The organism is Mycobacterium sp. D16R24 (assembly GCF_002013385.1).
Taxonomy (GTDB): Bacteria; Actinomycetota; Actinomycetes; order Mycobacteriales; family Mycobacteriaceae; genus Mycobacterium.
In genome coordinates this window covers 66474-78961 of sequence record NZ_MAEV01000026.1, presented here as the reverse complement: position 1 = coordinate 78961, position 12488 = coordinate 66474, and the positions used below count along the sequence as shown (strand labels likewise).

The following is a 12488-nucleotide window of genomic DNA, read 5'->3' as shown; positions in this document are numbered from 1 at the left end:
GCTACATATCGACAGGGTCACCCGAACAAACGCGCCGAGGCCGTCAAATAGTTCGAGTTGTTGCCGATTGTGTATCGGTGCGGCGCGTTTCCCCGTTACCCCCGGTTAGGGGTCGATGAAGTTCTGGTAGGAGCGCGACGGGGTCGGACCGCGCTGCCCCTGGTACTTCGACCCTACCCCGGCACTTCCGTACGGGTGCTCGGCCGGAGACGTCAGGCGCAGCAGGCAAAGCTGCCCGATCTTCATACCCGGCCACAGCGTGATGGGCAGGTTGGCGACGTTCGAAAGCTCGAGGGTGATGTGTCCGGAAAATCCGGGGTCGATGAATCCCGCAGTGGAGTGGGTCAGCAGTCCCAGGCGCCCCAGCGAGGACTTTCCTTCCAGCCGTCCGGCAAGGTCGTCGGGCAGCGAGCAGATCTCCAGCGTGGAGCCGAGCACGAATTCACCGGGATGCAGCACAAACGGCTCGCCCTCGTCCGGCTCAACCAGACTGGTCAGCTCGTCCTGGCGTTCTTTAGGGTCGATATGCGTGTAGCGGGTGTTGTTGAACACCCGAAACAGGCTGTCGAGCCGAACGTCGATGCTGGATGGCTGGATGAGGGCTGGATCAAGGGGCTCGATGCCAAGGCGCCCGGCGTCGAGCTCGGCGCGAATATCGCGATCGGACAGCAGCACGCGACGAGCCTACCGATGAGCCACCCACGTGAGGCGGCTCGGGCGGCATCGGGGCCTCCTCACTAAACGATGTGGGGTGGAGCGCGCCGAGGAGCGCGCGGCGTTGAAAGCGGCCTACGAAGCGGGCGCGAGTATCCGTGCCCTGGCGGCCGCTCATGGCCACTCCTACGGGTACGTCCACGATGCACTCGTCGCGACGGGCACCCAGTTGCGTGGCCGGGGTGGACCGAACAACCTCAACCCGGTCCCGATCCCGCCGGAGAAGCGGTACCGGCGGCGGAGTTCGCGGGCGGTGCCTGGCCGGGAGTAAGTAGCTGCAGGTAGGCCCACCACCGGAGACTGACCCGACAATCATCATATTGCCAGGTGGCTGCAGATTACTGCCGGATTCAGCGCCCACACCGGGGTGATCAGCCCGGTACAGCAAACACATACTTTCGGCAGATGCGTGGACATATCCTGCTGTGGTCTGTCATGCTCCTCGTGATAGCTACACGCAGGACATGCGTGGGGCAAGGAACGGGGAAGGTCTTCCAAACGTGGCCATGAGTGATCGCTGGCGTATGCCTTCGGGTTTGCGTAGAACATCAGCAGTAGTGGCCGTTGTGGCGCTCGTTATCGCCGGGGCGAAGGTCGCCAGCGATTACACGATGCCCGGCAGCGGGTTTTCGACTGTCCAGACCGCGGCTGCGGAGCCGACCGGCCCGCCCGGACCCACCGGCGGGCCGGGTATGGACGGGGGTCAGCAGTTCCAGCCACCGCAAATGCCCAGCTCAATGCCTGATTATCAGGGCGGCAACAACCAGCCGCCGTTGAACCAGGACAACGGGGTCTCGATCTATAACACGGGATCGCCTGGTGCGCAACAGGTTCCAGGCCAACAGGCCGGGCAGCAGCCCCAGCAGGCACAGCAACCCGCACATGGGACCCAGCCGCCAAATTATCAGACCGCGACTCCGTACACTCAGGGCCCCGGTCAAGCGAACCCCGATTATCACGCGCCGCAACAGAATTCACCACAACAGCCTCAGCAGGACTCCCAGCAACAGCAACCACAGCAGCAGCCGAGTCAGGCGCCCACGCAGACGCAGCAGCCCGAGCAGCCTCAGAACCAGCAGGATCAGGACACGAAACAGCTTGATCAACGAAAGATGGAATGTGACTCGGCGGGGAGCTTTTTGGGTGTAGGAGAGCCGGTATTTTCAGTGCTTAGTGCCGGTGGAAGCATCATCGGCGGCAAGTTGCAGCCGGGCTCTGATCCCCCGACGGGAAGTGATGGATGTGGGTGCAGTACTGATCCGTTGATCAAATCCGCGCCGTCTGAGACTACGAACCACTGGTGGGGAACACGGCATGACATTAAGAATATGGATGACATGAAGGCCATGGAGAAAATTGTCCAGGCTAATAAGGAAGGCAGCGAAAACTGCGGAATAATTTTGGGCGGAATTGGCAGCACGCTGGGAACGGCGGCCGGGATTATGGCAGCTTCTAGCGCTGGACCACAGGCGGTCGGTACAGTCCCGACGGCAACACTCCTCGGTATATCGGCGGGTCTCTTCGGCACCGTGGCGGCAATGTGTGGCGCAACTGCAAAATTCTTCGACGGAAACATGCTCAAATCGATTCAATCCGCTATTTCTCATTCGCAATGCATCAGAATCGACAATAGGTGGGGCGCGTTTTACACCACCGACACCAAGGAGTGCGGGTGACCAGTCGATTTGAACGAGTAGCGGCCATCGCGGTCAATGTTGGCGTAGTGATTTCAGCTATATGTCTTATTGTTGTCGGCGACGGCATATCTGGGCCGTTGGGTGTTGCATTCTGGGTCTTGTTGATCGGATCCATTGTGCTGAACGTGCGGACATACCTCTCTGCACACTCTGATCGCGGCTCATCATTGCGCAAGGTATTGATACTTGCGGCGATCGCTGTGCTCGCTGTGCTCATTGTTCTTGGCGTCGTTAGATATTTCTCGATGAATGATGCCGTGAATTCGATGACGAGCAAAGCGCATGAGTCCACAACAGTCTTAGATGGTGAATACGGGCAGTACCCCGACCCGTCACAGATTAAATCCACCGCAGACTCACTTGCACCGGTGGGCGCTTGCGTGAATCTTGGCGGCACCAAGGCTGCCTCCGAGTTAACAGTGGTGGCATGTGGATCACCCGAGAACAACTATCGGGTCGTGCAGAAGGTCCTGAAGCCCTCTGAGTGTGTCTCGGACGTAGATCAGCGGTACTACCAAAACCGCCCCTCGACCGGAGAGTGGACGGCTTGCCTGGACTACGCGTGGGCACTCGATAGCTGCTTGGGATTTCAAGACTGGGAGGTATCGAGAGTTCAATGCCGTAACAATGAGCCTCAGCGCCGCGAAAAGCCTGTCCGTATAGTCCTAAACGTGACCACGGCGAGTGCCTGCCCGACTGGCGGATTCGCCCACCCAGTACGCAAGTTCACGGTGTGCACGGAGACCCAGAAGTAGACTTCCGTCTTGTGGCTGGACGGCGTGGAATGCGGCGATGGTCAGACGATGACCTCGCAGTGTTGCGGGATCGGTCGCTGACCGCACGCCAGGTCGCCGAACAGTTGGGCCGCTCGATCTCCGCAGTGGAGCAGGCCCGTATCGCCTACGCCGCCAATGTGCCCAATCCCGGCGAGCGCCGCGCGCCACAGAGTTGGTCTGACGCCGAGCTGGCGGTGGCCTTAGACCGGTCGTTGACGATGTCGCAGGCCGCCAAGCAATTAGGCCGAACTGTTGGGGCCGTACGTTCGGCGCGGGCGCTTTACTCGCATGGCCGTTCGGGTGAATCGGATCGGCGGCGGCGTTGGACGCCAGCCGATATCGAGGTGCTGTTGGATGGGTCCCTGTCCACGGCCGAGGTTGCCCAACGCCTGAATCGTTCAGTAGGAACGGTGTATTACGCGCGGCGCCGCTATGGCCGCGAGGTGCCCGCCGATGCGCACGGGACGTTGTTGGCGTGGCGGTTCCACGGCTGTACCTGCGAGCGCTGCAGCGAGTTCGGCCGACAATTCCGGGAGCGCACCATCGATCCGCGTGAAGACAGCGCGCGGTCGCGGGCCTTCTCACAGCGCATGCAGGAAGTCACTCGCCCGAACGCAACCCGTTACGGTGCCCCCTGGACCCCCGAGGAGGCAGACATCGGGCGCACCTACCCCTTGATGGCGATGACAGCTCCTGGCCGCAGCCAACCGATGAGTCGAACGAGCGCGGTGTCGTCCAGCGTCACGCATCCGGCTGAAGGGCCGCCGTCGGAGGCGTGCACGAAGAACGCCGACCCGGCGCCGGGTGTGTGCGACTTGTTGACGCCCATGACGATCGCGCGTGGGTAGCCGTCGAGCTCTTCGCTCAGTGACGTGTCAAAAGCACACGCGGATTGCGCGCAACGTTGGTGCGTGTTGTAACCCGGGCTGGCGGGATCGCCGTTCCACCAATCGTCGGCGTCCACCTGCAGATAATCGAGGCCGTGCGCCACCGACGGTTCGGTGCCAAAGGCGTAGTCCAGGCTGAAGACGCCCGTGGGGGTCGCCGGGTTGTCGTCGCTGGCGGTGGCCGCGAACCCGGCTGAACCGATATCGGAGGGAAGGTTCTGTTCGACAGGCTCCCAGGTATTACCCGTCCGCCGCCACATGCCGATGAAGGCCTTGGTGCCGACGGTTCCCTGGACCGATACCACCTGCGTTGCGGTACCGACGGATTCGGCAAACCACGGCGGCGGCGTGGCCTGGGCGGCGGCGGGAACGACCGCGACTGGCCGCACCCCGGGTCCGGTGCCGCACGCACCCGCGAGAAGCACAACGCTCAGCGGCAGCAGACGGATCGGGGACACTCATCCATGGTGCTGGCTCAACCTGGAAAACGCCTGTCAGTAACTAACCCCTAACGGCAATGACCGCACCCGGCCGCAGCCAGCCGATCAACTGCACGAGCATCCCGTCGTCCAGGGATACGCAGCCCGCGGTCGGTCCGCCGTCGGTGGAGTGCACGAAGAAGGCCGAACCACCGCCGGGGACTCTGTCCTTGTTCACACCCATGACGATGGCGTGCTTGTACTGCGGGATCGGGAGGTTCTCGCTCTGCGAGGTGTTGAACGGGCACTCGGCCTTGGCGCACTGCTGATGTGTGTTGTAGGTGGGGCTGTTGCTATCCCCGTCCCACCAGTCGTTCGGTCCGACCTGGACGTAGCGCAGCCCGCTCGGGGGCGGCGGTGCAGTACCGAAGGCCCAGTCCAGCGAGTAAACGCCGTTGGGGGTGGCCGACGCCCCTTCGCGTGCCTTGTCGATGAATCCCGCCGAGCCCACATGCGCAGGGATTCCCGTGGACACTGCCTTCCATTCGTTGCCGCTGCGCTGGAACACGTCGATCTTGGCCTTGGAGCCGCCGGCACCGTTGACCGCGACCACCTGCGTCGCGTTGCCGACGGACTGGGCGAACCAGGGCACGAAGGGTTCCGCGGCAGCAGATGTTGAGGTAGCCAGGGCGAGGACGGCCGCACACAGCAGCATCACAGGACGGAGCACGAGACCATCTTCGCCGATGTTGTTCTCGAATCCTTCAAGGTTGGGACACAGTTGCGCCACGGACCGATCGGTATAGTTCGGCCATGGACGCAGAGCTCGAAGAATGGAAAGCCGCCGGGCATTACTTCGATTACCTGGGTTTCGACATCTTCCACCGCATCGAGGGCAGTGGGCCTCCCCTGCTGCTCATTCACGGGTACCCCTTCAATTCATGGGATTGGGCGCTGATCTGGCCCGAGTTGGTGCAGCGATTCACCGTCATCGCACCGGACATGATCGGCATGGGCTTCTCCGACAAACCCGTTCAGTACGGGTACTCGGTTCTCGATCACGCCGATATGCACGAGGCATTGCTGTCCTATCTGGGGATCGAGCGGGTGCACCTGCTCACCCATGATCTGGGCAACTCCGTGGGCCAGGAGTTGTTGGCGCGCTTCGAATTCGAGGAACAATCGCGCGGCCGGGTACCCATTGACTCCGTGACGTGGCTCAATGGCGGGCTCTTCATCGAGACCTACCGTCCCCGCATCGCGCAGACCTTGATGTCGCGTACACCGTTGGGCGACTTGGTCAGCCGATTCCAGGGCACACCGCTGTCGCGCCGGATCCTGGATGCCGCCGTCAGTGAGATGTTCGGCCCCGACACCAAGCCCTCGGCGCGGCTACTGTCCTTGTTCCAGCAGGTGTTGGAGTACAACGACGGCGCGCGCGTCACCCATCAGGTGGGCCGATTCATCAACGACCGGTATGACAACCGGAGCCGATGGGTGCGGGCCATGCGCGAAACCGCCGTGCCGATGCGGATGATCGACGGACCGATCGACCCGAACTCCGGATTGCACATGGCCGAGCGCTATCTCGAGGTGATCCACGACCCCGACGTGGTGCTACTCGACGACAACATCGGCCATTGGCCGCAGATCGAGGCGCCCGAAGCGGTGCTCACGCACTTCCTCGCGCACATCGATCGAGTGACTACTTAGGCGGCGCCGGCGGGGCCATGTCCAGGAACGACGAGAAGGTCGCGTAGTTACAGTCGGCCTCTCCGGTGCCGGTCGTGCTCTGGCAGACCACCTTGTCGTTCAGGTAGATGCGCACCGTCACGGCCGCGTCCGGGGTCGCGGTGGAACGCCAGTCGGCCTTGAGCTCCGCGTGGTTGGGAATCTTGGCGCCACGGGACAGATCGCCGACGGTCGCGTCGACCTTCCAGGGCAGGGTCACGCCGTCGGCGGGCTGCATCTCGGTGCCGTCCCAGTACTGGACGTTGGCCGTGGTGGCGGTGGACGAGATGACCTCGTAGGTCACCGTCTTGTCATCCGCGTGTGCCGCCGCGGGGAAGCTAAGCGCGCAGGCTGAGGCCACGGCTGACGCGGCAAGTAGTCGACGGACAGTCATGGAACACCTCGAGATGTCAGTTGGGTTTACAGATCGTTAGGCACGCTACAGGGATTTTCTGGGCGTCTGCTGAGGCCGTGATCGAGAGCACTTCTGCTCGATTGCTTGAGCAAACCCCGATAGGTCCGGACTATGGGGTGATGAGCATCGTGGGGGGTGCCGACCTGCAAGATACGGTCGGCGAGGACGACAAAGGGCCGGTGTGGGGGCAGGCGACACTGGTCGCTTTTCGATTCGGGACCTGCTATTTCGGCGCATTCGGGCTGGTCGTGGCCGTCGGTCTCATCCCGGTCATCCTCAAGGGCATCGGCATCGACGGCCCGTGGTCGGTGATTCGCGGTTTGTTCCACGCGGCCCGAGCCCCTATCGCATGGATCGGCGAACATCTCCTGGGTCTGAGCGTGCAGAGCACCCAGGTGGGTAGCGATAGCGCGTTCCAATGGACGGCGCTGTTCTGCATCGCCTTCTTGGCTGCTGTCGCGACAGCGATGTGGACGGTGCTCGATTGGGGACGCCCACGCTATGACCGCCTGCAGGCCTGGGTGTGGACCGTCCTGCGGCTCGTACTCGCCACCGCGATGTTCTATTTCGGGATGGCGAAGGTGATCCCGACGCAGATGCCCTTCGTGCTCAACCGGCTCGTGGAGCCGTACGGAAACTTCAGTCCGGCCGGGGTGCTGTGGGCACAGGTGGGCATTTCGCAGCCGTACCAAATCCTGCTCGGCCTGGCCGAGGTGTTCGGCGGCCTGCTCCTGCTGCTGCCCCGCACCACCGCGGCGGGGGCCCTGGTGTGTGTGGTCGACCTGACGCAGGTCTTCCTGCTCAACATGACTTACGACATCCGCCTCAAAACGGTGTCCTCCCAGCTGCTGCTGTTGAGCCTGTTCCTGCTGGCTCCCTACGCGCGACGCCTGTTGACGGCGTTCTTCACCGATCGTGCGGTTCCCGCGGCCACGATGCCGCAGTTATTCGCCCGCCCCCGAGCCAACCGGATCGCGCTGGCGACCCAGCTGGTGGTGGGCCTTGCGCTGCTGGCGGCCTTCGGTGGACAAGGGTGGCAGCAGTTCACCAGACCCACGCCCAACCTGTACGGCATCTGGCAGGTGGAGACGTTCTCTTCCGAGGGATATCCGCGTGATCCGCTGATTACGGACAAAATCCGTTGGCGCAGAGTGATATTCGACAGACCATTCCATGTGTCTGCGCCAGTAATGGTAACGGTGCAGCGCATGGACGATTCGTTCGAGGTCTTCGGCGGCACCATCGATCCGCGCAAGCACTTCATCGACCTCACCCATCAAATCGAGCTGGGCACGTACAAGGAGACCCCGGTGCGGATCCGGCTCACCTATTGGTGGCCCGGACAGCCGAATCAGATGATCGTCGACGGTGACGATTACGCGGGCCACACGGTCCATCTGCGCGTCACCAGGATGGACCCCGCCTCGTTCCCGCTTGTCGAGCGCGGTTTCAACTGGGTGCAGGAAGCGCCCTACAACCGCTGATCTGATAGAACGGGTGGATGGCACTGACCGAGCTAGTGAAGCTACCGGGTGGGCCATTTTCCATGGGCTGCAACAATTTCTACCCCGAGGAACGGCCCGTACGCACCGCGTCGGTCGACGCCTTGGCCATCGAACGGCACCCTGTCACCAACGCTCAGTTCACGGAGTTTGTCACCCAGACCGGGTATGTGACCGTCGCCGAACGTGCCCCCGATCCGGCCCTCTACCCGGGTGCCTCACCCGACGATCTGGTGCCCGGGGCCATGGTGTTCCGGTCAACCAGCGGTCCGGTGAACCTGCATGACTGGCAGCAATGGTGGGATTGGGTTCCGGGTGCCTGCTGGCGGCGGCCGGCCGGGCCGGACAGCGATATCGACAGCGCCGCAGATCATCCCGTCGTCCAGGTGGCGTACACCGATGCGAAGGCCTACGCCCGCTGGGCGGGCAGACGGCTGCCCACCGAAACCGAGTGGGAGTACGCGGCGCGCGGTGGCGGCGATACGACCTACGCCTGGGGCGATGAGGTGTCCCCCGGCGGGCAACTGATGGCCAACACCTGGCAAGGCAGCTTCCCGTATCGCAACGACGGTGCTCTGGGCTGGCGCGGTACCTCTCCCGTCGGTACCTTCCCGCCGAACGAGTTCGGCCTTCTCGACATGATCGGCAATGTCTGGGAATGGACCTCGACACGATTCGAACCCGGCCAGGACGCCCCCACGTCGTGCTGCAGCCCATCCGATAACCCCGACCCGTCGGTGATCCAGGCACTCAAGGGCGGCTCGCATTTGTGCGCGCCCGAGTACTGCCACCGCTATCGGCCCGCGGCGCGCTCACCACAGTCACAGGACAGTGCAACGACCCATATCGGATTCCGCTGCGTGGAGAGCCGGACGTAACACATACGCTGTAGTGGCACCCACACCGCAGGGCGCCACTAGCAGCAAGCGGGCCGACGGTTCCGATGTCAGACTGATCCGGTCTGACGGCAGCGCACATCATCGTATTGACTTGTGGGAGGAACGGTATGAAACGTGATGTCGGAGCTCAACTCGACGTCGACATCTTGGCGCCATCGACATTGGAGTTCCAGATCGCCGTGTCGCCGCTACCCGGCGCCCAGGTGACGGAAAGCTTGTCACTGGAGCTGAACGGACAGCGCGTCGAGGCCCAGGAGGTCGCGGGCGAGCACGGTAACCGTATTCACCGGCTCGACGTCGGGCAGGGAAACCTCAAAGTCTCTTATGCGGCAACTATTCTCGGGCAGGCTGACGAAGTGCCCGTCGAGGCCGCAGACCTGTCCACGTACCTGCGCCCGAGCCGCTACGCCGAGGCCGACAAGTTCTACGGTTTCGCGGCAACCGAATTCGGTGAACACACCGAACCCTCGGTGCTGTTGGAGAAGGTCTCGTCCTGGGTCGGGTCCCGTTTGACGTATTCACCGGGATCGAGCGATCCCATCGATGGCGCCGTCGATACCCTCTTGGCGGCCGCGGGGGTCTGCCGCGACTACGCACACCTCGTGGTGGCGCTGCTTCGGGCCGTCAAGGTGCCGGCCCGGCTCGTCGCGGTATATGCGCCGGGCTGTGACCCCATGGACTTTCACGCTGTTGCCGAGGCCGTCGTCGACAACCGTTGGCAAGTGGTGGACGCGACCTGTCTGGCACCACGGCAAACGATGGTTCGCATCACCACCGGTCGCGACGCCGCCGACACGGCATTCCTCGACAACCACGGTGGGCAGATCGTATTGAACCAATCGTTCGTCACCGCCGTGGTCGACGGTGACCTACCCGAGGATCACGTCGATCAGCTGGTCTCCCTGCGATGACACCAGAAGAGAGACCAGCTGAGCGAGAGGGCTAGGAGTTCCCGGTCAGTTTGTCCTTGACCGCGTCCACGCCTTCCTTGAGCTTGTCAGCGGCCTCGGTGAGCTTCTCCTTGACCGAGGCGATCCCCTGATCGACCTGGCCTTCGGCCTTCAGATCCTCATCACCAGTGGCAGCCCCAACGGCTTCCTTGGCGCGGCCCTTGAGATCCTCGGCCGTGTTCTTGGCATCATCAGCAATTCCCATGTGTTTCAAACCTTTCTGTATTCCACCCGAGACAGGCGCGAGCCGAAGGTTCATCACATCGGTTCCCGGCAGTTATCGTCAACGCCACTTCCGACACTACGCACGAAACCTCCCTGGTGCGACGAGTTCAGTTCACGGGCTTCCTGACGAATCACCCGAAAGGGGTGATGCTCACTCTCGCGCTGTCCACTAGCGTCGATGTGAGCATGTCTATTCACATCGTCACGCCATTCTTCGCGATCATCTTCCGTTTCCGGATCTTGGCGAGACACCATGAATCACGTTGATGAATAGCGCCCACGGGTGACGTCACTGCATACCCAGATTCTTCGCTCCGCGAGGACTACCCGTGGAACCCGACACCGGGGACACCGCCAAACCCGAGCGCACTCTGGGTATGGAATTCGTCCGCGAGGATAAGGGAATATGCGGCGAGTACCTCTGTACCACAATGTTTTTCGTTGACGGTAAGCCAGTGCCCTCCGGCCGGCCCTATCAAGGTGTTGCGGTAGACGTCAGCGAGGAGACCTTCGTCGATCTGGAGCAAGAGTCAGGCGCAGCATTCGCGCGGGACTAGTCGGCCACCCAGTTCAGGCTGAGTTCGTCACGGGTACCAAAGCGCTCAAGATGCCGCTTGACCACATCGCCGAACTCCGCGGAGCTCGCCTCGACGTGCAGTTCTCCCTGCTGTGGGCGCAGCACGGTGATCGCATCGTGGGTCATCTCGATCTGTATCGCACCGCCATCGAGCTCGGTCACCGTGCTCTTGACTGCCCAATGCTGGGCGAGTTGTTTCGCATAGCGCTCAGGACGGTCCGTGACGATCACGCCGTGCACAGTGGCCATCTCACGATTCTTCCAGATTCTGTACAGCGGTGTCAGTGTGCACGGCAGGTCTCGTCGGCGTTGGCGCGATCACGTTTCCGACTGTCCCAGGGTGACCTGGACCGTGCGCGAGGTTCCCGACGGGTCGTCGTAGGTGAGCGCCATGGTGTCCCCCGGAGCCTTCGAGCGCACCGCGGCCACCAGAGCCTCGGGGCCGTCGATGACCTGGTCGTCGACCTTGGTGATCACCGAACCCTTGGGCAGACCGGCGGTTGCCGCCGCGCTGCCACGCACAACTCCTGCCACGAGCGCGCCACGCGTGTCCTGGTCGGAGCCGAGTTGGACACCCAGCGAGGCTTGCCGGACGGTTCCGGTGGCCACCAGTTCATCCGCGATGCGCTTGGCCTGATCCACCGGGATGGCGAAGCCCAGACCAATCGAGCCGGCCTGACCGCCACCCTGCGAGTCCTGGCCCCCACCCAGCGACGCGATCGCCGAGTTCACACCGATGAGCGAGCCGTTCATGTCGACGAGAGCACCGCCGGAGTTGCCGGGGTTGATTGCCGCATCCGTCTGGATGGCACTCATCACCGAATGCTGGCCGCTCTGCTCATCGCCGGTGGCGACCGGTCGACGCAGTGCGCTGATGATGCCGGTGGTCACCGTCCCCTGCAGGCCCAACGGCGAGCCGATGGCGACAACGTTCTGTCCCACCTTCAGGTCTTTCGACGAACCCATGGTGATCGGGGTGAGGTCGGAAACGCCCTGGGCGCGGACCACCGCGATGTCATCGGCGGGATCGGCGCCGACCACGGTGAACGGCACCGTACGGCCGTCGGCCAGGGTCACCGTTGCCTTGACACCGTCACCGGTCCGGGCCGAAGGCCGCGTGGTGCGCCCGTCGGAGCCGTCCAGTTCGGAGCCGTCCAGTTCGGAGCCGTCGCGCCCGTCCCGGTAGCCGCCGGGCAGCTGTCCGCCGGGAAGGATGCCGGGAGGAAGGTTGGAGAGTGGCCCGCGGGGCGCGGGAGCCGAGGGCGCCAGATCGCCGCTGCTCGACATCGCCGCGGCCACCACGTGGTTGTTGGTCAGGATCAACCCGTCGGAGCTCAGGACCACGCCGGATCCTTCCTCGCCCTGCTGTCCACTTCGGATCTTCAGTTGCACCACACTGGGCAGCACTTTGGCCGACACCTCTTCAACGGAGTTGCCTGCGGGCGTGCTGCCAGGCTTTCCCAGTATTGAACCCGTTGGCAGTGAGGGCTTTCCGCCGGGCGCGGGGCCAGATACCTGCGCGACGGGGGCCGGGCGCGCGGAATGGTTGACCACCACGGCCGCCGTGGCCGCGCTGGCACCAATGGCCACCACGACGGCACCGGCGGTCAGCCCTAGCGTGCGAAGACGCTTCCCGTGCACAGGGTTCGGAGCCTGCGGCGCCCGGTCCTGGTACATCTCGTCATAGGGGTAGCGT

Annotated in this window: 14 protein-coding genes and 1 pseudogene; 8 read left to right on the top strand and 7 right to left on the bottom strand. The window is 63.3% G+C overall.

Translation table 11 applies throughout. The annotated features are described in order from the left end of the window. Positions 1-105: 105 nt before the first annotated feature. Entirely contained in the window at positions 106-675 is a 570-nt protein-coding gene (gene dcd / locus B4383_RS21165) for a dCTP deaminase (protein ID WP_078293146.1), read from the bottom strand. A 76-nt stretch (positions 676-751) separates the two neighbouring features. Between dcd and B4383_RS21160 the strand changes: the two genes are divergently transcribed. From B4383_RS21160 to B4383_RS27255, 3 genes are all read left to right on the top strand, one after another. After that, positions 752-985 (top strand): helix-turn-helix domain-containing protein, encoded by a 234-nt coding sequence (locus B4383_RS21160; protein WP_078293145.1) that lies wholly within the window; start codon positions 752-754, stop codon positions 983-985. Positions 986-1214: 229 nt separating this feature from the next. After that, complete coding sequence (locus tag B4383_RS21155; protein ID WP_078293187.1) at positions 1215-2390, top strand: hypothetical protein; 1176 nt, start codon at positions 1215-1217, stop codon at positions 2388-2390. Continuing rightward, positions 2387-3166, top strand: coding sequence for a hypothetical protein (locus B4383_RS27255; protein ID WP_286143778.1), 780 nt, complete (start codon positions 2387-2389; stop codon positions 3164-3166). The genes B4383_RS21155 and B4383_RS27255 overlap by 4 nt, the downstream gene beginning before the upstream one ends. Positions 3167-3854: 688 nt before the next feature. On the opposite strand, the gene B4383_RS21145 is transcribed toward B4383_RS27255, so the two are convergent. Next, on the bottom strand, positions 3855-4532 hold the full coding sequence (locus B4383_RS21145) for a L,D-transpeptidase family protein (RefSeq protein WP_139360953.1): 678 nt from the start codon (positions 4530-4532) through the stop codon (positions 3855-3857). A gap of 43 nt (positions 4533-4575) precedes the next feature. Continuing rightward, positions 4576-5283, bottom strand: a complete 708-nt coding sequence (locus tag B4383_RS21140) for a L,D-transpeptidase family protein (protein WP_078293144.1) — start codon at positions 5281-5283, stop codon at positions 4576-4578. 23 nt (positions 5284-5306) lie between these two features. On the opposite strand from B4383_RS21140, the gene B4383_RS21135 reads away from it, so the two are divergent. Next, positions 5307-6206: an alpha/beta hydrolase gene (locus B4383_RS21135; protein ID WP_078293143.1), complete on the top strand. Its 900-nt coding sequence runs from the start codon at positions 5307-5309 to the stop codon at positions 6204-6206. Here B4383_RS21135 and B4383_RS21130 read toward each other — a convergent pair. After that, positions 6199-6618 carry an MmpS family transport accessory protein gene (locus B4383_RS21130; protein WP_078293142.1) on the bottom strand — a complete coding sequence of 140 codons (420 nt, stop codon included), beginning with the start codon at positions 6616-6618 and terminating at the stop codon, positions 6199-6201. The two genes, B4383_RS21135 and B4383_RS21130, sit on opposite strands and share 8 nt — an antisense overlap. A gap of 77 nt (positions 6619-6695) precedes the next feature. Here B4383_RS21130 and B4383_RS21125 point away from each other — a divergent pair, with 77 nt between their 5' ends. The 3 genes from B4383_RS21125 to B4383_RS21115 all read left to right on the top strand — a co-directional run bounded on the left by B4383_RS21125 (position 6696) and on the right by B4383_RS21115 (position 9951). Continuing rightward, on the top strand, positions 6696-8123 hold the full coding sequence (locus B4383_RS21125; RefSeq protein WP_078293141.1) for a DoxX family protein: 1428 nt from the start codon (positions 6696-6698) through the stop codon (positions 8121-8123). 17 nt (positions 8124-8140) lie between these two features. Next, positions 8141-9019: a formylglycine-generating enzyme family protein gene (locus B4383_RS21120; RefSeq protein WP_078293140.1), complete on the top strand. Its 879-nt coding sequence runs from the start codon at positions 8141-8143 to the stop codon at positions 9017-9019. Between the two features lie 128 nt (positions 9020-9147). Then, positions 9148-9951 (top strand): transglutaminase family protein, encoded by an 804-nt coding sequence (locus tag B4383_RS21115; RefSeq protein ID WP_078293139.1) that lies wholly within the window; start codon positions 9148-9150, stop codon positions 9949-9951. A 31-nt stretch (positions 9952-9982) separates the two neighbouring features. On the opposite strand, the gene B4383_RS21110 is transcribed toward B4383_RS21115, so the two are convergent. Next, entirely contained in the window at positions 9983-10195 is a 213-nt protein-coding gene (locus B4383_RS21110; protein ID WP_078293138.1) for a CsbD family protein, read from the bottom strand. Between the two features lie 385 nt (positions 10196-10580). Between B4383_RS21110 and B4383_RS21105 the strand changes: the two are divergent. After that, positions 10581-10772 (top strand): annotated as a pseudogene (locus tag B4383_RS21105) (hypothetical protein); the annotation flags it as partial. Here the strand turns inward: B4383_RS21105 and B4383_RS21100 are convergent. Both B4383_RS21100 and B4383_RS21095 read right to left on the bottom strand, forming a co-directional pair. After that, positions 10769-11041: a DUF2218 domain-containing protein gene (locus B4383_RS21100; RefSeq protein WP_078293136.1), complete on the bottom strand. Its 273-nt coding sequence runs from the start codon at positions 11039-11041 to the stop codon at positions 10769-10771. The pseudogene B4383_RS21105 and the gene B4383_RS21100 sit on opposite strands and share 4 nt — an antisense overlap. 69 nt (positions 11042-11110) lie before the next feature. Continuing rightward, complete coding sequence (locus tag B4383_RS21095) at positions 11111-12403, bottom strand: trypsin-like peptidase domain-containing protein (RefSeq protein ID WP_078293184.1); 1293 nt, start codon at positions 12401-12403, stop codon at positions 11111-11113. Between the last annotated feature and the right edge of the window lie 85 nt (positions 12404-12488).

What these genes read in the sequence shown, in the direction of transcription:
- B4383_RS21135 (WP_078293143.1), top strand. Translation starts at nt 5,307, where the DNA reads ATGGACGCAGAGCTCGAAGAATGGAAAGCCGCCGGGCATTACTTCGAT.
- B4383_RS21130 (WP_078293142.1), bottom strand. Translation starts at nt 6,618, where the DNA reads ATGACTGTCCGTCGACTACTTGCCGCGTCAGCCGTGGCCTCAGCCTGC.
- B4383_RS21120 (WP_078293140.1), top strand. Translation starts at nt 8,141, where the DNA reads ATGGCACTGACCGAGCTAGTGAAGCTACCGGGTGGGCCATTTTCCATG.
- B4383_RS21115 (WP_078293139.1), top strand. Translation starts at nt 9,148, where the DNA reads ATGAAACGTGATGTCGGAGCTCAACTCGACGTCGACATCTTGGCGCCA.
- B4383_RS21110 (WP_078293138.1), bottom strand. Translation starts at nt 10,195, where the DNA reads ATGGGAATTGCTGATGATGCCAAGAACACGGCCGAGGATCTCAAGGGC.
- B4383_RS21100 (WP_078293136.1), bottom strand. Translation starts at nt 11,041, where the DNA reads ATGGCCACTGTGCACGGCGTGATCGTCACGGACCGTCCTGAGCGCTAT.